This is a genomic window from Mesoterricola silvestris, assembly GCF_030295405.1.
GTDB classification, from domain to species: Bacteria; Acidobacteriota; Holophagae; order Holophagales; family Holophagaceae; genus Mesoterricola; species Mesoterricola silvestris.
Genome location: NZ_AP027080.1, coordinates 159,104 through 181,900, shown reverse-complemented (window position 1 = coordinate 181,900; position 22,797 = coordinate 159,104). Strand labels below are relative to the sequence as shown.

Here is a 22,797-nt window from a genome sequence, read left to right as displayed (position 1 = left end):
ATGTTTTTTGCCGGATAGACGCGGGGCCGGGGTCGAGACCCCGGCCCCGGAAATCCCCTGGTTGGTTAATTCACGACTTCGGCGTCGATGACGTCGTCTTCCTTCTTCTTCTCGCCGCCGCCGGGGGCCGCCGCGCCGGGATCCTGCGGGGGCGGGGCGTCCTTGTAGATGCTCTCGGCCAGCTTGTGGCTCTTGGCGTTGAGGTTCTCCAGGGCCTTGGCGATGCGGTCCTTGTCCAGGCTGGCCAGGGCCTCCTTGGCTTCGGCGACGGCGGCCTCGGCCTCCTTGCGGTCGCCTTCGGGGAGCTTGTCGCCGCTCTCCTTGATGAGCTTCTCCACCTGGTAGATGGTCTGGTCCAGATGGTTCTTGTCCTCCAGGAGCTTCTTGCGGTCCTCGTCCTCGGCCTTGTGGGCCTCGGCGTCCTTGACCTTGGCGTCGATCTCCTCCTTGGACAGGCCCGTGGAGCCCGTGAGGGTGATGCTGGCGTCCTTGCCGGTGCCCTTGTCCTTGGCGGTGACGTGCACGATGCCGTTGGCGTCGATGTCGAAGACCACCTCGATCTGGGGCATGCCCCGGGGCGCCGGGGGCAGGCCGCCCAGGTGGAAGTTGCCCAGGAGCTTGTTGCCCTCCACCAGGGGCCGCTCACCCTGGAACACCTCGATGTCCACCCCGGGCTGGTTGTCCACGGCCGTGGTGTAGATCTCGGAGCGCTTGGTGGGGATGGTGGTGTTGCGGGGGATGATGACGCTCATCTGGCCCCCGTTGGCGTTGATGCCCAGGGACAGGGGCGTCACGTCCAGCAGCAGCACGCCCTTCACGTCGCCGGCGAGCACGCCGCCCTGCACCGCGGCGCCCACGGCCACCACTTCGTCGGGGTTCACGCTCTTGTTGGGCTCCCGGCCGAAGATGGACTTCACCAGCTCCTGCACCTTGGGGGTGCGGGTGGAGCCGCCCACCAGGACGACCTCGTCGATCTCGTGGTGGCTGAGCTTGGCGTCCTTCACCGCGTTCTCGCAGGGGATGCGGAGCTTCTGGAGGATGGGCTCCATCATCGCCTCGAAGCGGCTGCGGGTGAGGGTCTGGCTGATGTGCTTGGGCCCGCTGGCGTCGGCGGTGATGTAGGGCAGGCTGATGTCGGTCTGGGTGGTGGTGGACAGCTCGCACTTGGCCTTCTCGGCGGCCTCCTTCAGGCGCTGGAGGCTCTCGGCCTGCTTGCGCAGATCGATGCCCTCGGCCTTCTGGAACTCGTCGATGAGCCAGTCGATGATCAGCTGGTCCACGTTGTCGCCGCCCAGGTGGGTGTCGCCGTTGGTGGACTTCACCTCCACCACGCCCTCGGACACCTCCAGGATGGAGATGTCGAAGGTGCCGCCGCCGAAGTCGAAGACGGCGATGGTGCCGTCCTTCTTCTTGTCCAGGCCGTAGGCCAGGGCCGCGGCGGTGGGCTCGTTGATGATGCGCATGACCTCCAGGCCCGCGATGGCCCCGGCGTCCTTGGTGGCCTGGCGCTGGGCGTCGTTGAAGTAGGCGGGCACGGTGATGACGGCCTGGGTGACCTTCTCGCCCAGGTAGGCCTCGGCGCTGTCCTTCATCTTGGTGAGGACCATGGCGCTGATTTCCTCAGGGGTGTAGTGCTTGCCCATGATGTTGACGTTGCAGCCGCCCTTCTCGCCCCGCTCCACCACGTAGGGCACCAGGTGCTGCTCCTTCGAGGAATCCGTGAAGGGCAGGCCCATGAAGCGCTTGATGGAGGAGACGGTGTTCTTGGGCTGGGCCACGGCCTGCCGCTTGGCGGCGGCGCCCACGAGGCGCTCGCTGGTCTTGGGGTTGAAGCCCACCACGCTGGGGGTGGTGTCCGAGCCTTCCGCGTTGGGAATGACCTTGGGCTGGCCACCCTCCATGACTGCCACGCAGCTGTTGGTCGTGCCGAGGTCGATGCCGATGATCTTTCCCATACCTGCCTCCTGGGGGTTCCCGGACGGTTCCGGTACCATTCCGCACTCCCCAGTCTACGCATGGAAATCCAGGTGTCAACACGATCTTCCAAAATTGACTCAAATTTTTTAATGCCTCCACAAGCAGGGTTGCCGAGGGGTGGGGCCGGGCTATTTGTTCGCACGGGTCCCAGACGGTCGCCCCGGGTCGTTGCCGCGGGCGGGGCCCGCGGCAACGGAAGGCTCTCACCTCGGTTATGGGCCTGTGTTGTCACCCATTGGCCCCGACCCACCCGTGGGCCTCGCTTCGCGTGCAAGGGCGTGGCCACCGGGATCGCGCCAAAGCTGATCAGCCAATCAGCGTCGGCGCCCACCGGCGCCGTGCGGCTCAACGCGAAGCGGACCCATCAACCCTTTGACGCCGCCCACCCGCCTGGGCCCCCCAGGAGAGCCACCCCGTTCCGCCTACCCAACCGCCCAACGAAGCCAATGGGCGTAGCACAGCCCCGTCGTCCCTTCCTCCCCCGCCGTCATCGCCGGCTTGTCCGGCGATGACGAAACGGGGCGAAGGTCTGAGACAGGGACGACGAGGTGGTACCCTGGGAGCATGCTCGTGCGCCCCTGCCCCCAATGCCGGAAACCTGTTCCCTGGGAATCGACACCCACCCGTCCCTTCTGCTCCGAACGCTGCCGCACCCGGGACCTGGGGGCCTGGAGCTCCGAGGTCTACCGGGTGCCGGTGGAACCCGCCGTGGAGGACGGGGAGGGCTGGTCCGAGGACGCCCCTACTTGTTAGCGAAGATCTTCACCAGGAGTTCGAGGATCCGCAGTATCAGATTGACCCATTCCATGGGAGCGCCTTTCTTTTGGATGGAAGCCTGAAAAGGGGACGAGGCCGCGCGGGCCGTTATAAGGACAATCATTTATAGTATTTATAGCCGCTCCCGGCCGGATTCGACACCGCAAGATTGGTCATCCCGGCCCGGCGCGCAAGGTCCAAACGTTCAATTCCCTGTGACAAACTGGAGCCCCATGCGCTTCGACGCCCTGACCCTCCTTCCCGAGTTCTTCGACCTGGCCCGCGCGGGGGTCACGGGCCGGGCCTTCCGGGAACTGGGCCACGTGCTGGCCACCCATTCCTACCGCCCCTTCGCGGGCAACGCCTTCGGGCACGTGGACGCCCCGCCCTTCGGGGGCGGGCCGGGCATGGTGCTCCGGCCGGACGTGCTCCGCGACACCCTGGCCTCGGTGCCCCGGGAGGGCCGCCGCCGGGTCATCCACTTCAGCCCCGCCGCCCCGCCCCTGGACCACGCCAAGGTGCGGGAACTGGCGGGCCTGGACCAGGTGGTCCTGGTGTGCACCCGCTTCGAGGGCCTGGACCAGCGGGCGGTGGACCTCTACATCGACGAGGAGCTGAGCGTGGGCGAGGCGGTGCTCTCCGGGGGCGAGCTGCCGGCCCTCTTCCTCATCGACGCCGTGTGCCGCTGGCTCCCCGGCGTCCTGGGCAACAGCTCCTCCGCCGAGGCCGACAGCTTCGCCGGAGGGCTCCTGGACCACACCCACTTCACCCGCCCCGCGGAGTTCGAGGGCATCCCGGCCCCCGAGGTGCTCCAGGGCGGCAACCACGAGGCCATCCGGCTCTTCCGGCTCCGGGAGGCCATGGCCCGCACCCGGCGCCTGCGCCCGGACCTCTGGGAGGCGTACCGGGCCCGCATCCCGCACCTGCCCCGGCCGGACCAGTGGTGCGCCTGGCAGGTGGATCACCCCGAGGACTGGGACCGCCCCCGCCCCCGGGGCTGGAAAAGCGCTGGAAATCCTGGCTCATTCCGGTAAACTGATCAGCCCGACCACGGGATTCGTGTGCCATGTCCGGCCGTTATGGCCCCAGGACCGCTGGCCTCACAGGAGACGTCATGAGCAATGTAATCGACCGCCTCGAAGCTGGCATGCTTCGTTCCGACCTCCCCAAGATCGCCCCCGGCGACACCGTCAAGGTGCACGTCAAGGTGAAGGAAGGCGAGAAGGAGCGCATCCAGGTCTACCAGGGCGTGGTGATCGGCATCAAGGGCGGCGGCATGCGCACGTCCTTCACCGTCCGCAAGGTCTCCGCCGGCATCGGCGTGGAGCGCATCTTCCCCATGCACAGCCCCTCCATCGACAAGCTCGAAGTCCTCCGCAGCGGCAAGGTCCGCCGCGCGAAGCTCTACTTCCTGCGCGAGAAGCTGGGCAAGGCCGGCCGCCTCAAGGAGCGCCGCCGGGAGCTGGTCGCGGAGTAGACGACAAGCGGAAGGAACGGGGCGCCCGGCATCCTGTGCCGGGCGCTTCCGCGTACGGTCCTTCCGGGGGGTACCCCAACAAACGTGACACCAGCCGCCATTTCTATCGAATCACTTCAACATTCGCGCCCGGAACACGGGCCCAGGCTTTATCGGCGGTCATGGCGACGCAAGCATCTCGCGCGGCAGTCGCCAAACAGACCCGGTCGCCCAGGGACAAGCCTAGCGGTTGGGTGATGGGAATCAGCGCGGCGGCCGCGAAGGCGATTCCCTCGTCCACATCAAGGATGTCGAGCCCCATGGACCGGCACTGAAATTCCGCGTCCACGCTGGACAGCCCCCGGGAAACCAGCTTGGCGGCCACCTCGGAGATGTTGACGGCCGTGACTCCGGCTTGACCCGCCAGGATCACGGCCCGGACCTTGTCCGCGCCCGTTTCGTTGCTCATGAAAGCCAGGATGGCGCTTGCGTCGAGAAGGTAGCGGCGCATCAGTCAAGCTCCTTGGCCGCTTCCCGGCGACGTTCTTCCAAGAACTCGTCCACGACGTGGCCGCCGGTGAGCACCTTGGAGCAAGCCGCTTGAATGGCATCCAGCCGATCTCGAAGGGGAACGATCTGAAGCACCTTCCCCTGGATTTCGAGCACGACAACCTCCCCATCCGCGATCTTCATGGATCGCCGGACGGCGGCGGGAAGCACCAGGCGGCCTCCCTGGGTGACTCTTGCAGTCATGGCGTGCACGGAAATCCTCCATGTTTCAATATGGTCCATAAAGCATATTTACGCCATGCCATCTTCGAGGCACTTCCGGATCCCGAAAACCTGGGCGCCTTCAAGCGGCAGGTGGGCCCATCAGGTCGGGCCAGGGCCTGCCTTCTCTGATGTACTTTGCTTGGCATCCTTGGCTTCAATGACGTGGGTCGCCTTGCCAGATTGGAAAATGTCCTGGAGAGCCATTGCCCCAGAGCCGAAAACCGATGACTTGGACCGGTTCTTACGCCAGTAAATCCATCCACGGCGTTCCATCCAAAGACCAAACCGGTCGAGGAGGTAAATGCCAACAGCCGCCAGGAGGAGGATGCTTACACCTGAAAGCCATCGCATAGGATGCTCGTAAAGATGGTCAACGGACACTGGTGCAAGGGTATCTTCCTTGTAAATCAAGGTAAAGCGGCACAAGAACCGCGATGAACATTCCCAATTGACCCCGTGCGGGAATCCGGATTCCACCCAGCCGCCGCCCCAAACCCTCATCCCCAAGCCACGGCTAACCGACGGATCCAGCCCGCAGCGATGCGAGGACTGGGATCCGGAGGTACCGGTGGGTCGGCGCATGGGACCGGAACCCCTGTGGGTCGCCGTCTCCCCCAGGAACCCGGCCCATCCACCCCGCGGCCCCCGGCAGGGACCCCCTGGCGGAACCCCAACGCCCCCCCACCGCCACCCCCCCCGACGAAAGATGATTCTTTTTGTCATCCTTTGCTCGCTTGGCATATCCTATGAATGGTTTGGCACGGTACAGGGCCCCCCGGGAAACGAGCGAATGGATAGCCCTTCTCGGGAGTACGCATGGACCGCTTGGCCTGTGGGCGATGGTTTGGGGTTCTGGTTGCGGCTGGCCTTTTGGTCGGCTGCGGTGGGGGATCGCATCCCACCCTGGCGCCGCCCAAGGATCCGCCGGCTTCGGCGGCGGAGGCGCGGCGCTTCCTCACCCAGGCCACCTTCGGGCCCACGGACGCGGACGTCGCTCTCCTGGGGACCCAGGGGTACGGGGGGTGGGTGGACTACCAGACGTCCCTGCCGGCGGGGGATACGTTCGTGGGCTACCTGGACGGACGGCAGGCGCAGTTCGACGCCTACAACGCGGGGCGCACCACGGGGCTCCTGAGGCTGGGGCCCAACCAGTTCTATGAGCACTTCTATGGGCTGGCGGCGGCGGGGCCGGATCTCCTGAGGCAGCGGGTGGCCTTCGCGCTGTCGCAGATCCTGGTGGTGTCCATGCAGGACGCCAAGGTGGCCTCCCATCCCCGGAGTTCGGCTTCCTACTACGACATGCTCCGGGGGGACGCCTTCGGCAGTTTCCGCAAGCTCCTGGAGGACGTGACGCTCCACCCGGCCATGGGGTTCTACCTCTCCACCTTCGATAATCGACAGGAGGATCCCGCCCGGGGGCGGCTGCCGGACGAGAACTACGCCCGGGAGGTCATGCAGCTCTTCACCATCGGCCTCTACCAGCTCAACGGGGACGGCACCCTGAAGACCGACGCGCAGGGGGCGCCCATCCCCACCTACAGCCACGACGACGTGGCGGGGCTGGCCAAGGTGTTCACGGGGTGGGGCTGGTACTCCGCCAATCCCACCAGCACCACCTTCTGGAAGATGGACGGGCCCGCCAGCGAGACCACGGCCATGGGCTTCTACCCGGCCTACCACTCCGTGGGCGCCAAGAGCTTCCTGGGCACCACCCTCGCGGCCACCGCCACCCCCGACCCCGCCGGGGACCTCAAGGCGGCCCTGGACACCCTGGCGAACCACCCCAACGTGGGGCCCTTCCTGGCCACGCGGCTCATCCAGCAGCTGGTGACCAGCAATCCCACCCCGGCGTATGTGGGGCGCGTGGCGGCGGTGTTCAACGACAACGGCAAGGGGGCGCGGGGGGATCTGAAGGCCGTGGTGCGCGCGCTCCTGCTGGACCCCGAGGCCCGCGCCGCGTCCCCGGACCCGGGCTACGGCAAGCTCCGGGAGCCCGTTCTTCGCCTCACGGCCTGGATGCGGGCCTTCGGCGCCTCCTCCCAGAGCGGGTACTGGCTCGTGCCGGGGCTGGACTCCCCCTCCACGGGCCTGGGGCAGTCGCCCCTGAACGCGTCGTCGGTGTTCAATTTCTGGCGCCCGGGCTACGTGCCGCCCCACGGGGAGCTGGGGGACGCTGGGCTCCTGGCGCCGGAATTCCAGGGGGTGGACGAGGTGTCCGTGGCGGGCTACCTGAACTTCCTCCTGGGACTGGTGGCCAACGGCATCGGCGGCGGCAGCGGCACCCTGCCCCCCACCACCGGCGCCGACATCACCCCCGCGTACGCCACGGAACTTCCCCTGGCCGACACCCCTTCCTCCCTGGTGGCGCGGGTGGCCGACGTCCTCACCTGTTCGGCCATGTCGGCCACGGCCCGGGACCAGATCACCGCGGCCGTGGCCGCCCGCAGTCTGCCCACCACCGGAATCCAGGCCGACCTGGACAAGGCGCGCCTGGACCGGGTGAAGATCGCCGTGTTCCTGACCCTCGCCTCCCCCGAATTCCTGCACCAGCGCTGAGAGGGACACCCATGCCCACCTCCCGAAGAGATTTCCTCCGGGCTTCCGCGGCCCTGGGCCTGGGTTCGGCCCTGCACCCCTTCGGCCTGCGCCTGGCCTCCCTGGGCGCCCTGGCCGCGCCCGCGGACTACAAGGCCCTGGTGTGCATCTTCCTCCTGGGCGGCAACGATTCCGCCAACATGGTGCTGGCCACGGACACCGATTCCTGGGGGCGCTACCAGACCTCCCGGAACGTGGGCGGGGCCGCCTCCATCGCCCTGGCCGAGCCGGGCGCCCCGGCCGTGGCCGGGGGCCTGGACTCCCAGGGGGCCTCGGCCCTGGGCGGCGTGCTGCCCATCACGCCCAGGACCGACAACGGCTGGCCCGCGGGCACCACGGGCACCGGGACGCGGACCTTCGCCCTCCACCCCCTCATGACCAACGTCCAGGGCCTCTTCGCCCAGGGCAAGGCGGCGGTGGTGGCCAACCTGGGCACCCTGGTGCAGCCCGTCACCCGCGCCCAGTACAAGGCCGGAACGGTCCCCCTTCCCCGGAGCCTCTACTCCCACAACGACCAGCAATCCATGTGGCAGACTGGGGCCGGGGAAGGGGCCCGCCTGGGCTGGGGCGGGCTCCTGGCCGACACCTTCGCCTCGGCCAACGCCAACGGCATCTTCACGGCCATTTCCGTCTCCGGCAACGCGGTCCTGCTCTCCGGGCGCTCCACCCTGGCGTACCAGTCCGCCGCCTCGGGTCCCATCGCCATCAACGGCACGCGCCAGGCCAGCCTCTTCGGAAGCGCCGCCGCCCCCGGCGCCCTCCAGTCCCTCGTCACCCACCCCACCCCCGCGGCCCCCTCCCACTTCCAGGCGGACCTCGCCGCGGTGGTGAGCCGTTCCGCCGCCGCCCAGCAGCAGCTGGCCAACGCCCTCCTGGCCGTATCCGCCGCCCCGGCTCCGCCGAAGGTCACCGATCCGCGATCGGGCGCGTCCGTCGCCAACCCCGTGGCCACCGGGCTCCAGACCATCGCCAACCTCATCGCCGCCGGACAGGTGCTGGGCATGAAGCGGCAGGTGTTCTTCCTGGGCGTGGGGGGCCACGACACCCACCTGGACGAGAACGGAAGCCACCACCGGCTCATGCTCAACCTGGACGCGGGCCTGGGCTACTTCATGCAGGCGCTCTCGTCCCTCAACGGCGCGGACCTCAGCTCCAGCGTCACGGCCTTCACCATGTCGGACTTCGGCCGCACCTTCACCAGCAACGGCTCGGGCACCGACCACGGCTGGGGCGCGCACCACCTGGTGGTGGGCGGCGCCGTGAAGGGGGGCGACATGTACGGGCGCTTCCCCACCGTCGGCCCCGACCTGGGCGCCTTCGTGAACCCCGACTCGCCCTTCAGCGGCGTGTGGATCCCCACCACCGCCGTGGACCAGTACGCCGCCACGCTGGGGTCCTGGCTGGGGGTGGGCGCTGCCGACCTGGCGGCGGTGTTCCCCAACCTGGCCCATTTCGCCTCGGGGGGGAGCGGCCTCCTGGGCTTCCTCTAAACCGGGGGGGCGGAGATCCGTAGGCATTGGAAAGCCACGGAGATTCCATGCTGCGCGTTCTTCGAAACCCCGTCCTCATCCTCTGCGCGGCGGGCCTGGCGCCCCTTTTCGCCGAGGAGCCCAAGCCCGCCCCCGAAACGCCCGCCTGCCACACCTGGCACTGGCGCCACCGGGACCGCTCCGAATTCGCCTGGCAGGTGCAGGCCAACATGCCGGCCAAGGAGCTCGGCACGGCCCTGGACCACACCACCGGCCTGGGCCTGGGCGTGCAGTGGAACCGCTATTTCAAGGACGGCCTCTCCCGGCGCACGCGCCTGGAATGGAACGTCTTCCCCGAGGGCGGCCCCGCCGGCACCCCGGCCCTGAAGACCAAGGCCAGCAACTACGTCCTCTCCTTCGACCACCTCTATCATTTCTCGGGCCAGTTCAAGGGGCCCTATGTGCTGGCCGGCCTGGGCGGCGTGCGGTGGTTCTTCGACCGCACCCCGGCTTCCGGCCCCCGGGTCTCCTCCCACACCACCAAGCTGGCCGTCACCGCCGGCGCCGGCTACCGCTTCAACCGGGCCCTGTCGGCGGAAGTCCGCTACCTTGTGAGTTCCGTGGACCGGACCTACGATGGGAACGTCCTGCAGGCCAGCGCCGGCATCCGATTCTAGGAGCACCCTTGCTCGCATTCGAAGACCTGGAAGTGCGGTACGGACCGGTGGTCGCCCTTCGGGGAGTGACCCTGGAACTGGAGCCGGGGATCATCGGTCTCCTTGGCCCCAACGGCTCGGGCAAGTCCACGCTCCTCAAGACGCTGCTGGGCCTGTTGCGGCCCGCAGGGGGCCGGGGCGAGGTGCTGGGCGTGCCCCTGGGGGCCCCCGATGCGGCGAAGTTGCGTTCCCGCATCGGGTACATGCCCGAGTACGACGCCCTCATCGAGGACGCCTCCGCGTACGAACAGGTGGCCTTCTGGGGCGAGCTGAGCGGCCTTTCCGCGCGCCAGGCCCGGGACCGCGCCCACGAGGCGCTCTACTTCGTGGGGCTGGACGAATCGCGGTACCGCAACGTATCGGGCTATTCCACGGGCATGCGCCAGCGGGTCAAGCTGGCCCAGGCCCTGGTGCACTCCCCGGACCTGGTCATCCTGGACGAGCCCACCAACGGCCTGGATCCCGAGGGCCGCACCCGCATGCTGGACCTGGTGCTGAAGGTGCGGGCCGAGCTGGACACCAGCGTCCTGCTGGCCAGCCACCTCCTGCAGGACGTGGAGCGGGTGGCGGACCAGCTGGTGATCCTGGACAAGGGCGAGGTGAAGGCCGCCGGCAGCATGGCGGGGCTGCGCCGCATGCTGGCGCGGCGCTTCGAGCTGCGCTTCCTGGATCCCCTGCGCCCGGACCAGGAGGCCGAGCTGGGCCAGCTGGGCACCGTGCTGGAAGCCCGCAACGGGCTCTACGACCTGGAACTGGCGGACCCCGATCCCGTGGCGGCCTTCCGGTGGGCCCAGGCCCGGGGCGCCACCCTCGTGCAGCTCACGCCGCGGCACGACCGCCTCGACGAAGTCCTGATCCGCGCCCTGAGGCCCGCCTGATGCCCATCTACGCCCCATCCCTCCCCCCCCGGCCCGAACAGGGCCAGGGCCTGCACCCCGCCCTGGTGATCTTCCGCTTCGATCTGCGGCGGGTGCTGCGCCTGAAGCTGGGACGGTTCTTCGGGTTCGTGTTCGTGGTCATCCTGCTGATCCTCTGCGCGGAGCTCTACCTGAACCACCTCATGGCCAGCCGTTCCTCCCTGGCCGACGTGAAGCGCGTGGCCGACGCCTTCCTGCCCCAGGGCGCCAAGTTCCAGGCGGGCCTCCTGAACCCCCTCATGATCGCCGTCCTCTGGCTCCAGGTGGCCCTGGTGGGGGGCGGACTGGTGGCGAGGGACACGCTCTACCGCATCCGGCCCCTGCTCTACGCCCACCCCGTGACGCCCCGGGACTACCTGGCCGCCAAGGCCCTCTTCGCCGCGGGGCTGCCCCTGGCCGTGATGCTCCCCTTCATCCTGCTGCCCTGGGGCCTGTCCCTGGCCATCGGCGGGCTCCGGGGCCCGGTGTGGCCCTCCGCGCCCCTGTACCTGGTGCCCGCGGCCCTGGCCGTCTCGGCCCTCATGGGGGCCGTCACCCTGGGCGCATCCAGCCTCGCCTCCTCCCCCAAGGCCGGCTTCGGGTGGGCCCTGGGCATCCTGCTGGGCTCCAGCGCCCTGAGCGCCGTGGCCTCCGGGGTCATGGGCGATCCCCGGTGGCTGGCCCTGGGGGTGGGCACCCTGAGCAAGGCCTGGCCCCGGCTCATCCTGGGCCTGGACACCCAGCAGGGCTGGATCCCGGTGGTGCTGGGCACCGCCTTCCACCTCACCCTGTGGCTCGCCGTAGCCATCCGCCGCACCCGCCCCAGCGAGGCCATCCTATGATCTCCCTGCAGCGCGCCTCCCTCCGGTACGGCGATATCCTCGGCCTGTCCCCCACCAGCTTCCACCTGGGCCCCGAGGGCGGCATCACCGGCCTCCTGGGCCCCAACGGCGCCGGCAAGTCCAGCCTCATCCAGCTCCTGAGCGGCCTGCTGCCCCCCAGCGGCGGCCAGGTGGAGATCTTCGGCGAAGCGCCCTTCCGCAACCCCGCCGTCCTCTCCCGCCTGGGCCTGGTGCCCGAGGGGGACCGCTTCCCGGGCGGCATGCGCGCGGACCGCTGGCTGCGCATGATGGCCCAGCTTTCCGGCCTCGAGGGCCGCGCCCTGGACCTGGCCCTGCGGCGGGCCCTGGCCATCACGGGGATGGAGGCCCGGGCCGCCCAGCCCTTCACGTCCATGTCCAAGGGCATGCGCCAGCGCATCCGCCTGGCCCAGGCCCTGCTCCACGAGCCCCGGCTCCTCATCCTGGACGAGCCCTTCAACGGCCTGGATCCCGAAGCCCGCCTCCAGCTCATGGACCTGCTCCGCATGCTGGCCGGGGGCGGAACCCGCGTCCTCGTGTCCAGCCACATCCTGGGCGAAGTGGCCCAGCTAACCGACCGCATCCTCCTGCTCTTCCGGGGCCGGCTCCTGGCCGAGGGGAGCGTGCCCGAGATCCGCGAGCTCCTGGACCGGCACCCGGTGGAACTGCGCGTCACCGCGGAATCCGCCACCGCCGTGGCCCGGTGGGCCGTGGAGCAGGACGAGCTGGTGGGCCTGCGCATGGAGGAGGGCGGGGCCGTCCTGGCCGTGCGCAATCCGCGGACCTTCCTGCCCCGGCTCCAGGAGGCCGTGGTGGATGGGCGCCTGCCCCTGGCGGCCCTGGACCCCCTGGACCTCAACCTGGACGCGGTCTTCCAGTTCCTCACCAAGGACCACCAATGACGACCCGAGCCCTCTCCGCGATCACCACCGTGCGCGCCGTGGCCCTGGGCTACGCGCCGCGGGCCCTGCAGGCCCGGGGCTGGGTGCTCTGCGCCCTGGCGGTGCTGCCCGTGGCCCTCTCCTTCGTGGGGCTGATGATCGGCAGGCAGTTCGGGAACTTCGATTCCCGCCTGGCCCTGCACCTCTTCCACGGCGTCCTGGCGGCGCTCATCCTGCCCATCATGGTGCTCGTGGCCGCCCCCGGCGGGATCCGCGAGGACCTGGAGCAGCGCACCCTCCCCCTCATCCTGGTGCGGCCCGTGCCCGTGTGGATCCTCCCCTTCGCCAAGGGCCTGGTGTGGTTCGTGTGGGGGGCCCTGTGGCTCGCCGCCGCGGGCCTGGGCCTCATGGCCCTGGGCGCCAACCCGGCCTCCGCCCTCCTGCAGGCCCTGGCCCTGGTGCTGGCCTTCTGGGCCGAACTGGCCTTCATGAGCCTCCTGGTGCTGGTCTTCAAGCGGGGCACCCTGTGGGGGGCCCTGGTGCTCTTCGGCTGGGAATCCATCCTGCGGGTGCTGCCGGCCACCCTCCAGCGCCTCACCTTCCTCCACCACATCGAAAGCATCTCCGGCAGCCGCGGCGGCATGGTGGCGGACTGGGAGATCCTCGCCCAGGAACAGATCACCAGCCCCGTGGCCGTCTCCATCCTGGCCCTGGTGCTCTTCGGGGCGCTGTGCTGGGCCCTGTGCGGCTGGAAGCTGCAGAGGACCCCCGTGGGACTGGCGGGACGGGAGGCCGAAGGCTGAGGTGGGTTCGGCCCCGGGGGCCGCTACACTGTTCCGATGCCCTACCGGTCCATCTCCCCCCACGGCACCGAGCTCCTCATCGACCCCATCCCCAGCGTGCGCAGCTGCTCCGTGGGGTTCTGGGTGAAGCGGGGCTCCTGCTGGGAACTCCCGGGGGAGGAGGGCCTGGCCCACTTCATCGAGCACACCGTCTTCAAGGGCACGGCGAAGTTCCCGGAGCCCCAGGTCATGGCCGAGGCCACGGACCACCTGGGCGGCAGCCTCGACGCCTTCACCGGCAAGGAGTCCGCCTGCTTTTACGGCAAGGTCCTGAAGGAAAAGCTCCCGGACCTGGTGTCCATCCTGGGGGACCTGGTGACCACGCCCACCTTCGACGGGGAGGAGCTGGCCCGGGAGCGCAAGGTCATCCTGGAGGAGATCAGCCAGAGCGAGGACCAGCCTGACGACTGGGTGAGCGAGCTCTTCTACTCCCACTTCTGGCCGGGCAGCCCCCTGGCCCACTCCATCCTCGGCCGCCGGGAACAGGTGGGCACGTACGGCCGGGACGAGGCGCGGGCCTTCTTCGACAAGACCTACCGGGCCCCCAATATCCTCATCGTCGCCGCGGGGGACATCGAGGTCCAGCCCTTCCTGGACCTGGTCCAGCCCGTGCTGGAGGCCCTGCCTCGGGGTCTCCGGGACGACGGGGTGCGTCCGGCCTCCGGCCGGCCCAGACCCTTCGTCCTCAACACCCCCCGCAAGGAACTGCAGCAGACCAGCCTCGTCCTGGGGTTCCCGGCCCCCCCCCACGTGCACCCGGACCGGGTGGCGGTGGGCGTGCTCAGCCACGTGCTGGGGGGCGGCATGTCCAGCCGGCTCTTCATGGAACTGCGGGAGAAGAACGCCCTGTGCTACCAGGTGGGCACCTACCTCACCCACTACCGGGACGCCGGAGCCCTGCAGATCAGCGCCAGCTGCGCGCCGGAGCGGGCCCGGGAGCTGGTGCGCCGGGCGGCGGCGGAGTGCGCCAAGGTGCGGGAGGCCGGCATCACCCGGGAGGAACTGGACCGGGCCAAGCTCCAGCTGCGCACCAACCTGGTCTTCAGCCAGGAATCCGCCACCAGCCGCATGTTCAGCCTGGCCTACCAGCGCCTGCACACGGACACCATCCTGAGCCTGGACCAGCAGATCGCCGAAATCGAGGAGGTCAGCCTGGACCAGGTGCAGCGGGTGGCCCGGGAGGTGCTGGACCCCGGCGCCCTGGGGGTTTCCGCCCTGGGCGTCCGGCGATCGGCGGGGATCCGGAAAGAAGATCTGGCGGTCTGTGCCGGTATGGGAAATTCCTAAAACCGCCCCCTTCCCGGCGACCGGTCTGCCTTGGCCTGCGGTTTTGACCCCCGTGGGGTGACTTTTCCCCGTTTGGAGCCCAAGCTTTGGGGGTCATGATCCCCACGGCCCCCCTGAACCCCGGCGCAGCCAGCCCCCTCTATCTGCAGTTGCAGCGGACGCTCCGTTCGCTCATCCAGGCCAACGAGTGGAACCCGGGCATGCGCCTGCCCGCCGTGCCGGACCTGGCGCTGCGGTTCAAGGTGCACCGCCTCACCGTGCTCAAGGCCCTGGCGGGGCTCAAGCGCACGGGCTGGGTGCAGACCGTGACGGGCCGCGGCAGCTTCGTGAGCGACTACCTGCCCGAGGCCCCGGCCCTGCTGGATCCCGATTCCTTCCCCTTCCAGGGATCCTCCCTGCGGGTGCGGGAGGACGAACTGGGCCCCTGGCTGGGCGACACCCTGGAAGCGGCCCAGAACCGGAGCCTGGTGAGCTTCTCCGCCGCCTTCCCGCCCACGGACCTCCTGCCCGGGGATGCGCTCCGCCGCCTGTACACCCGCACCATGAAGGAACTGGATGCCGAAGCCTGGGTGTACGCCGCGCCGGCGGGCCACCCCTCGTACCTCACCGGCGTGGCCGACTGGCTCCGGGACGAGGGCGAGCCCGTCCCGCCGGGCTGGGGCATCCGCTCCATTCCCGGTTCCCAGGCGGGCCTGGCCCTGGTGCTGGAATCCCTCACCATCCCCGGGGACCGGGTGCTGGTGGAGAGCCCCTGCTACGTGGGCGCCCTGGCCCTCATCCGCACCCTGGGCCGGGAAGCCGTGCCCGTGCCCGTGGACCGCAACGGCCTCAACCCCGACCGGCTCGCCTCCATCCTCCAGAAGGGCGACGCCAAGTTCCTCTTCACGGTGCCCACCTTCCACAATCCCACGGGCATGACCCTCAGCCGCGCCCGGCGGGAGCGCATCCTGGCCCTCACCCGCGCCCACGGCGTGACGATCGTGGAGGACGACACCTACGGGGATCTGCGGTTCATCGGCGGCCGCACGCCCTCCTTCCGGAGCCTGCCGGGGGCCGAGCACGTCATCCACCTGGGCAGCTTCTCCAAATCCGTGGCCGCGGGCCTGCGCCTGGGCTACATCATCGCCCCCGACGCGGTGCTGGGCCGCCTGGCCCTGGTGCAGGAGGTGCACACCATCGCCCTGCCCACCCTCTCCCAGGCCGTGATCGGCCACTTCCTGGAATCCGGCGGCTTCCGGCGCCACCTGGTGCGGATCCGCAAGGCCCTCCGGGAGCGCCGGGACGCCATGCTGGAGGCCATCCAGGCCAGTTTCCCCCGGGACGCCGAAGTCACCGAGCCCAAGGGCGGCATGCACCTCTGGGTGGTGCTGCCCGAGGACGTCTCCGCCCTCGACCTGCACCGCGAGGCCATCTCCCACGGGCTGGGCTTCGCCCCGGGTCCCCTCTTCTTTCCGGATGGACGGGGCACCAACTGCCTCCGTCTCAATTTCTCAACCCATGCGCCCAGCGTGACCCGCGAAGCCATCGAGCGCCTGGGCGGGCTCATCCATGCCCGTCCCGGCGTCTCGCCTCCGAAGGAGCTGCCATGACCGCCCTCTCCACCTCCAACACCGCGCGCTTCGACGTCCAGCTCGCCCGCGAGCCCCTGTCATCGGAAGAGCGGGCGAAGCGCATGCAGAACCCGGGCTTCGGCAAGATCTTCACCGAGCACATGGTGGTCATCCCCTACAGCGAGGAGCTGGGCTGGGGCAAGGGCGTGCTGAAGCCCTACGGCCCCATCGTCCTGGATCCCGCGGCCAGCGTCCTGCACTACGGCCAGGCGATCTTCGAGGGCTTCAAGGCCTACCGCCAGCCCGATGGCCACGTCAAGACCTTCCGCCCGGAATCCAACGCCCACCGCTTCAACGCCTCCGCCCGCCGCCTGGCCATGCCCGAGCTGCCCGTGGATCTCTTCGTGGAAGCCGCGGACATCCTCATCCGCCAGGAAAAGGACTGGGTCCCCAACGCCATCGGCGAAAGCCTCTACCTGCGCCCCTTCATGATCGCCACCGAAGCGGCCCTGGGCGTCAAGGCCGCCAAGGAGTACCTGTTCATCCTCATCGCCTCCCCCTCGGGCGCCTACTTCCCCCAGGGCGTCAAGCCGGTGACCGTGTGGATCTCCGAGAACTACGTGCGCGCCGCGCCCGGCGGCACCGGCTCGGCCAAGTGCGCCGGCAACTATGCCGCCAGCCTCGTGGCCCAGACCGAAGCCAAGGCCGAAGGCTGCGACCAGGTGGTCTGGCTGGACGCCGTGCATCGCCGGTACATCGAGGAGATGGGCGGCATGAACATCTTCTTCGTCTACAAGGAAGGCGGGGAGACCGTCGTGGTCACCCCCATGCTCACCGGCACCCTCCTGCCCGGCATCACCCGCCTCAGCCTGCTGGAGATCGCGAAGAAGCTCGGCTTCCGCGCCGAGGAGCGCCGCATCTCCGTGGACGACTGGCGGGAGGCCATCCTGGAGGGCCGCATGACCGAAGCCTTCGCCTGCGGCACCGCCGCCGTCATCACCCCCATCGGCACCGTGAAGTCCGCCCATGGCGAGTGGCAGATCAACCGCGGCGAAACCGGCCCCGTGGCCAGCCAGCTGCGGGAGGCCCTGCTCAACCTCCAGCACGGCGTGGACGCCGACCTGAACGGCTGGATGCACCAGGTCTGCTAGGGGCCTGGCCACGTAATCGTACGTGTCCCGGACGTTCGCCCTGTTCCGTCATCGCCGGCCAAGCCGGCGATGACGGGGGGGTGCGGAAGAGACGTTGGGGCTGTGCTGCGCCCAACCCACTTCGTTGAGCAGAAGGGAATCCGGTAGGAAAGGGCTCTCCTGGAAGGCCCAGGCGAGGAGAGCGGCTCCCATGGGTTTGTGGGTTTGCTTCGCGATGGCCCTCCCGGTGCCGGTGGGCGCCGACGCTGAATGGTGTGCACCCGCCACACCCTTTTGAAGTCAGCTCGAACCCGGACCTGCCGAAGGCCCGGTTCGAGACGAGGTCGCTTTGCTGATTAGCGTTGGCGCGGTCCAAGGCCCTCCTCGCAGCACGCGAAGAGAGGCCCCGAGGTGGGTCGGGGCCAATGGGTGAAACACAGGCCCAACCATGGGGTGACAGCCTTCCGTTGCTGCGGGCTTGGCCCGCAGCAGCGAACCGGGGCGTACGTCCGGGACAGGTGCGATTACTGGACCCGCTGCCGCAGGGCCAGGTCCCGGAACAGGCCCGCCCGTTCCCCCAGCTCCCGGAAGGTCCCGTCCTGGACCAGGCGCCCCTGGTCCAGGACGTAGATCCGGTCCGCGTTCCGGATGGTGCTCAGGCGGTGGGCGATGACCAGGCGCGTGGCGTTGAGGCGGTCCAGGCTGCGGCTCACGGTGGCCTGGGTGCGGTTGTCCAGGGCGCTGGTGGCCTCGTCGAAGAGGATGATGCGGGGTTTGTGGACCAGGGCCCTGGCGATGAGAAGCTTCTGGCGCTGGCCGCCGGATAGGGTGCCGCCCCCATCGGCAAGGGCCGTGTGCATGCCCATGGGCATTTCCCGGATGTCGTCGGCCAGGCCCGCCGCCTCTGCGGCCGCCCAGGCTTCATCCAGGGTGCGCAGGCTCGATCCGACGATGTTCTGCCAGATGCTTCCCCCCAGGAGCCGGCTCCCCTGGAGGACCACGCCGATCTGGCTGCGCAGGCTGCCGACGTCCACGGCGTCCAGGTCGTGCTCGTCGTAGCGGACCACGCCCGTTTCAGGGCGCTCGAAGCCCAGCAGCAGCCGCAGCAGCGTGGATTTGCCGCTTCCCGAAGGCCCGGCCAGGGCGACGAATTCCCCCGGATGGGCGTGGAGGGAGATATCCCGGAGGATGGGCGGACCCTCCGGAAGGTACCGGAAGGAGACCCGGCTGATCTCCAGGCCCCCCCTGAGGCGGCCCGGGTCGGGCTTCTGGGGATCCACCTCGGGCTCGGCCTCCAGGATGGGCCGGGCCTGGTCGAAGATGGGCTTGACCTGGGGCAGCAGGGACAGGGATCCCCCCAGGGTCACGGCGGCGGCCATCGCACTGGAAAAGGCCGCGTTGAAGGCCATGAACGCCGCGGGCTGGATGCCGCCGCCGGGCCCCGTGCGCCACAGGTCCACGGCGGCCATGAGCACCAGCGTCGAAACGAAGGGCAGGGAACCCGTGACCACGGTCAGACCCTGGTGCCAGCCGGCGTCCCGCTTTTCCACCCGCTGGGCGTTCAGGAGGCGCTCGCACCAGATGGCGAACCCCCGCCCCTCCGCCGCGGCCACCCGCAGCTTGACCACCCCCGTCAGGAGCTGGCAGGCCAGGCCCGTGAGGGCCCGGTCCGCATCCCGCCGGAGCGCCTCCAGCCGGTTGCGCCGCGCCACGACCCCCGCGAACACGCCGAGGATGGCCAGGACCAGCCCCAGAGCCACCCAGGCCAGGGTCGGGTCGAACGCGAACAGGAGGAGGATCTGGGTGCCCGAGAACGCGGCTCCCAGGAGTCCGGTGACCGCGGCCCCCGAAAGGACCATCTGGGCCTTCTCCACGGCCGTCGCCCGCAGGACGAGGTCGCCCACCGTGTGGCCACGGAAGAACTTCGCCGGCAGGGTCAGGAGACGGTCCACCACCGCGGCCTGCAACGACACCGCCGTCCGCCCCTCGATGCGCAGCATCGCGATGCCCCGGCTCAGGTCCAGGAGGGTGACGCTGATCGTCAGGGCCGCAAGGGTGACGAACAGGGTGCCCACGGTGCGCACGTCGGCCTGGGGAATCGCCTGGGCCATGATCTGCCCCAGGGCCATGGGAAGGGCCATTCCGGCCACGCCGCCGAAAAGGGCCATGGCCAGGACCCACCCCAGGTCGTTGCGCACCGAAGGCCCCGCGAGCCTGAGCAGATCCAGGGCCCCCATGGGCCCCGGGGGCCCCGGCCGGTAGAAGGTGTACCCGAAGGGATGGAGGCGCGCCGCCAGGTCCGGATCCAGGGGAACGGGGGGGGACCCCGGTTCCCGGGCCAGGAAATAGCCGCCGCCGCGCCTTTGCGGCAGCAGGGCCACCGGAACCCGGCCCTCGTCCAGGAAGGCCAGGATCGCGCCGGCATCCCGCTTCCACCACGTTCCCCGCAGGACCACCTCCCGCGCCCGCACCCGCGAGGCCCGGCAGATGGCCGTGAGGAGGTCCCGGGAGGGATCCTCCAGGACCCACCGGGGGGGCTCCTGGAAGGTGATGCCCGCATGGGCTCCCGTCAGGCGGCAGGCCGTCAGCATTTCGCTGGAGGCCGGGGCCGCCTCCACCCCCGCGACGCGGCCGGTAAGGGATGCGAGGGCCGCCAGACTTCGGCGCAGCCGGTCCCGTTCCGCGTCCTCCTGCCGCCGCTGACGCCCCAGATGATCCCGCTCACCGAGGGTGTAGCGGCGGCCCTTCCAACTCATCAGGCAAGGGACCATCCGATCCAGTACGTCCCCCAGCCGCGTGTCCTCCGGCCATTCATCCAGCCCAAGCACCTCCACGGCCCCGTCCGCTTCCCCCATCTCAAGCCATATTCCCCGCACCAGCGGAATGGGGCCCAGGGAAGCATCCAGGGGATGGGCGGAATCCCCCAGGAGGTACCCGGTGCCCGAGGCCACCCGGATCCAGCCCTGGCTGGCCGCCAAGGCGAAAGCCGTCCCCCCTGCAAGGCGAGCGGATGCACCGGGCCGAAGCGGCAGGATCGGCTTCCCGGCGGCCCCGCCCCCCAGTCCCTGGGCGATGCCCTCCAGGAGGGCGCCCGCGAAGGCAGCCAACAGGTGGGCCGCCAGATCCCCCGGCGCCGAACCCAGGAAGCTGCCCAGCCTGCCGCCCAGGGTCCGCGCGCCGCTGGAACCCACCACGACGATGCGCAGGTGGGGATCGTCCACCGGCAGCGGCAGGTCCATCAGCACATCCCCCGCCTCCAGGCGGAACAGGTGGTCCCGGTGCCTTTCGGGCAGGCCCGGGGGAAAGGCCTGGATGAAGACGTCCGCATGGCCCTCCACCAGGATCCGCACCCCGTCCTGGGCCTTGGGGGCCCCCTCCGGGACCGGTTCGGCGACCAGGTGGGGCAGCCGGGCCAATTGGGTCACCTGGGACGCGTTCAGGCGGAACATTCGGCCTCCTGGGCCAGCAGCGCGTAGAGCCCCCCCGCCGCCATCAGTTCAGCGTGGTTTCCCCGCTGGACCACCTTGCCCTTGTCGATGACGAGGATCTCGTCCGCGTCCCGGATGGTGCTGAGACGGTGGGCGATGATCAGGCAGCTGCAGCCCCTGCGCCTCAGGTTCTGGTCGATGCGGTGCTCGGTGGCGGCGTCCAGGGCGCTGGTGGCCTCATCCAGGACCAGGATCCTGGGATCGCCCACCAGGGCCCGGGCGATTTCCAGCCGCTGACGCTGGCCCCCGCTGAAATTGGCCCCGCCCTCGTCCACGCGGCCCTCGTACCCGCCCTGGCGGGCCGAAATGTCCTCGTGGATGCACGCGTCCCGGCAGGCCCGCACCAGGGCCTCCTCGGGGACCGTCGTGTCCCAGAGCGTGAGGTTGTCCCGGACGGTGCCATCAAAGAGGACGATATCCTGGTCCACCAGGGCCAGGCACCCCGCCACCACCTTCCGGGGCCAGTGCTCCCTGGGGCGGCCGTCCAGGTGGATTTCCCCCCCCCAGGGCCTAGCCAGGCCGGTGACCAGCTTGGCGACGGTCGATTTTCCGCACCCGGAGGGGCCCACCAGGGCCACCCGGGACCCGGGCCGGATGCGCAGATCCAGGCCCTCGAGGAGGGGAGGCTCCTGGGGCGAATAGCCGTAGGTCAACCCATGCAGTTCCAAGTGGCCCGCCATGCGCCTGGGTTCCCCGGGCTCCCCCCCGGAGAGGGCGCCGGGGTCCAGGGGGTTCCGCTGCACATCATCCAGGCCCTCCATGACGCCCTGGAGTTCCTGGATCTCCCCCGCCATGGCCACCAGCCCCATGGTGGGGGCCAGGAAGGCCGCAAGGAGGCTCTGGAAGGCCACGAGCTGCCCAACCGTCAAACCGCCCTTGATCACCCGGAGGGCCCCCAGGGCCAGCACGGTGGCCTGGGCCAGGCCCATGGCCAGGGGGGGCAGGGCCATGAAGATCAGACTCACGTGGTTGGCCTTCTGCCGCGCGCTCAGGTAGGTGGCCTGGTAACCGGCCCACCGGGAGAAAAGGTCCGATTCTCCGCCGCTGGCCTTGATGGATTCGATGGCGCTCACCCCGCCCACGAGCACGCCCCCGGCCTTGCCCAGGTCCTTCAGGAAGGATCGGTTGGCGTCCGCCCGTTGGCGGTTGGCCAGCACCGTCGCTCCAACCAGCAGGGCGACCCCCCCCAGGGCCACCATGGCCAAGCCCAGGTCGTAGCAGGCCATCATTCCCATCATCACGAGGGCCAGCAGGAGCTGCACCGCGCTGTTCGCCAGCCGGCCGCATAGGAAGGCCGCGACCCCCCGGTTGTTGGCCACCCGCACGGCCAGGTCACCCCCATAGCGCTGGGTGTAGAAGGCCGCGGGCAAGCGGAGGAGGTGCCAAAGGAAGGTGCTCATGCCCGTCACCGTCAACTTCATCTGCAGCCGCAGAAGCACGCGCCCCTGCAGGTGGCCCAGCAGCGCGCGGGAAAGGGTCAGGAGCAGGAGACCCGTCAGAAGGGGCCTGATCCAGCCTACGGAATGGGCCACGATCACCCGGTCCACCAGTATCTGGAGGAAGGCCGGAAGGGCCAGGGCGGGCAGGGCCGTGGCCAGGCCCACCAGGGTCAGGTATCCCACCGCCCCCCGGGACTGGGCCAGGCGGCTGGCCAGAACCCGCAGGAGACCCGGGCGGGTGCCGCCCGGTTCAAAGGCCGGGGTGGGTTCGAAGGTGAGCACCACCCCCGTGTAGGCTTCGTCGAATTCATCCCAGGAAGCCCTTCGCGGCCCCGAGGCCGGGTCGTTGAGAAAGACGCCCCTGGGGTTCCACCCCTCCAGCACCAGGAAATGATTGAAGTTCCAGAAGAGGACCGCGGGCAGGGGAATCCTTTCCAGGCCTTCCACCTCCCGCTTGAAGGCCCGGGCCTCCAGCCCGTATTTCCGGCCGGCCTTCAACACGTTGGTGGCCTTGGCGCCGTCCCGGGTGACGCCGCAGGCCGCCCGCAGCTCCTCCAGCGCCACGATGCGCTTGTGGTGGGCCAGAATGATGGCCAGGGAGGCGGCGCCGCATTCCGTCGCCTCCATCTGCAGGACGGTGGGCGTCCTCACGCGCCTGCGGGTGGCCAGTCCCTGCATCAT

Annotated in this window: 18 protein-coding genes; 13 read left to right on the top strand and 5 right to left on the bottom strand. The window is 69.6% G+C overall.

Translation table 11 applies throughout. The features are described 5' to 3' along the window. Window positions 1-65: 65 nt before the first annotated feature. Complete coding sequence (gene dnaK, locus R2J76_RS00800; RefSeq protein WP_316413878.1) at window positions 66-1,955, bottom strand: molecular chaperone DnaK; 1,890 nt, start codon at window positions 1,953-1,955, stop codon at window positions 66-68. Between the two features lie 586 nt (window positions 1,956-2,541). Between dnaK and R2J76_RS00795 the strand changes: the two genes are divergently transcribed. From R2J76_RS00795 to rplS, 3 genes are all read left to right on the top strand, one after another. After that, a complete protein-coding gene (locus R2J76_RS00795; RefSeq protein WP_316413877.1) occupies window positions 2,542-2,730 on the top strand; it encodes a DNA gyrase inhibitor YacG in 189 nt (62 codons plus the stop codon). A gap of 236 nt (window positions 2,731-2,966) precedes the next feature. Beyond that, the gene (gene trmD, locus R2J76_RS00790; RefSeq protein WP_316413876.1) at window positions 2,967-3,767 is read left to right on the top strand and encodes a tRNA (guanosine(37)-N1)-methyltransferase TrmD; all 801 of its coding nucleotides are present in this window, start codon (window positions 2,967-2,969) and stop codon (window positions 3,765-3,767) included. A gap of 80 nt (window positions 3,768-3,847) precedes the next feature. Further along, window positions 3,848-4,210 carry a 50S ribosomal protein L19 gene (gene rplS, locus R2J76_RS00785; protein ID WP_316413875.1) on the top strand — a complete coding sequence of 121 codons (363 nt, stop codon included), beginning with the start codon at window positions 3,848-3,850 and terminating at the stop codon, window positions 4,208-4,210. Between the two features lie 103 nt (window positions 4,211-4,313). Here the strand turns inward: rplS and R2J76_RS00780 are convergent, their stop codons facing one another. Both R2J76_RS00780 and R2J76_RS00775 read right to left on the bottom strand, forming a co-directional pair. Continuing rightward, window positions 4,314-4,700 carry a type II toxin-antitoxin system VapC family toxin gene (locus tag R2J76_RS00780; protein ID WP_316413874.1) on the bottom strand — a complete coding sequence of 129 codons (387 nt, stop codon included), beginning with the start codon at window positions 4,698-4,700 and terminating at the stop codon, window positions 4,314-4,316. Further along, window positions 4,700-4,909, bottom strand: coding sequence for a hypothetical protein (locus R2J76_RS00775; protein ID WP_316413873.1), 210 nt, complete (start codon window positions 4,907-4,909; stop codon window positions 4,700-4,702). Before R2J76_RS00775 ends, R2J76_RS00780 begins: the two co-directional genes overlap by 1 nt. A gap of 924 nt (window positions 4,910-5,833) precedes the next feature. On the opposite strand from R2J76_RS00775, the gene R2J76_RS00770 reads away from it, so the two are divergent. From R2J76_RS00770 to R2J76_RS00725, 10 genes are all read left to right on the top strand, one after another. Further along, the gene (locus R2J76_RS00770) at window positions 5,834-7,519 is read left to right on the top strand and encodes a DUF1800 domain-containing protein (RefSeq protein WP_316413872.1); all 1,686 of its coding nucleotides are present in this window, start codon (window positions 5,834-5,836) and stop codon (window positions 7,517-7,519) included. A gap of 11 nt (window positions 7,520-7,530) precedes the next feature. Further along, entirely contained in the window at window positions 7,531-9,048 is a 1,518-nt protein-coding gene (locus R2J76_RS00765) for a DUF1501 domain-containing protein (protein ID WP_316413871.1), read from the top strand. A 47-nt stretch (window positions 9,049-9,095) separates the two neighbouring features. Beyond that, on the top strand, window positions 9,096-9,704 hold the full coding sequence (locus R2J76_RS00760) for an outer membrane protein (RefSeq protein ID WP_316413870.1): 609 nt from the start codon (window positions 9,096-9,098) through the stop codon (window positions 9,702-9,704). A gap of 8 nt (window positions 9,705-9,712) precedes the next feature. Next, a complete protein-coding gene (locus R2J76_RS00755; protein WP_316413869.1) occupies window positions 9,713-10,621 on the top strand; it encodes an ABC transporter ATP-binding protein in 909 nt (302 codons plus the stop codon). Further along, window positions 10,621-11,481 (top strand): ABC transporter permease, encoded by an 861-nt coding sequence (locus R2J76_RS00750; RefSeq protein ID WP_316413868.1) that lies wholly within the window; start codon window positions 10,621-10,623, stop codon window positions 11,479-11,481. The genes R2J76_RS00755 and R2J76_RS00750 overlap by 1 nt, the downstream gene beginning before the upstream one ends. After that, complete coding sequence (locus tag R2J76_RS00745; RefSeq protein WP_316413867.1) at window positions 11,478-12,401, top strand: ABC transporter ATP-binding protein; 924 nt, start codon at window positions 11,478-11,480, stop codon at window positions 12,399-12,401. Before R2J76_RS00750 ends, R2J76_RS00745 begins: the two co-directional genes overlap by 4 nt. Continuing rightward, a complete protein-coding gene (locus R2J76_RS00740; protein ID WP_316413866.1) occupies window positions 12,398-13,183 on the top strand; it encodes a hypothetical protein in 786 nt (261 codons plus the stop codon). The genes R2J76_RS00745 and R2J76_RS00740 overlap by 4 nt, the downstream gene beginning before the upstream one ends. 36 nt (window positions 13,184-13,219) lie before the next feature. Continuing rightward, window positions 13,220-14,509, top strand: coding sequence for a M16 family metallopeptidase (locus tag R2J76_RS00735; protein ID WP_316413865.1), 1,290 nt, complete (start codon window positions 13,220-13,222; stop codon window positions 14,507-14,509). 95 nt (window positions 14,510-14,604) lie between these two features. Beyond that, on the top strand, window positions 14,605-16,098 hold the full coding sequence (locus R2J76_RS00730) for an aminotransferase-like domain-containing protein (protein ID WP_316413864.1): 1,494 nt from the start codon (window positions 14,605-14,607) through the stop codon (window positions 16,096-16,098). Beyond that, window positions 16,095-17,210 (top strand): branched-chain amino acid aminotransferase, encoded by a 1,116-nt coding sequence (locus R2J76_RS00725; protein WP_316413863.1) that lies wholly within the window; start codon window positions 16,095-16,097, stop codon window positions 17,208-17,210. The genes R2J76_RS00730 and R2J76_RS00725 overlap by 4 nt, the downstream gene beginning before the upstream one ends. Before the next feature lie 503 nt (window positions 17,211-17,713). Here R2J76_RS00725 and R2J76_RS00720 read toward each other — a convergent pair. Together R2J76_RS00720 and R2J76_RS00715 are read right to left on the bottom strand one after the other, a co-directional pair. After that, the gene (locus R2J76_RS00720) at window positions 17,714-20,638 is read right to left on the bottom strand and encodes an NHLP bacteriocin export ABC transporter permease/ATPase subunit (protein ID WP_316413862.1); all 2,925 of its coding nucleotides are present in this window, start codon (window positions 20,636-20,638) and stop codon (window positions 17,714-17,716) included. After that, on the bottom strand, window positions 20,626-22,794 hold the full coding sequence (locus R2J76_RS00715; RefSeq protein WP_316413861.1) for an NHLP family bacteriocin export ABC transporter peptidase/permease/ATPase subunit: 2,169 nt from the start codon (window positions 22,792-22,794) through the stop codon (window positions 20,626-20,628). Before R2J76_RS00715 ends, R2J76_RS00720 begins: the two co-directional genes overlap by 13 nt. Window positions 22,795-22,797: the final 3 nt, after the last annotated feature.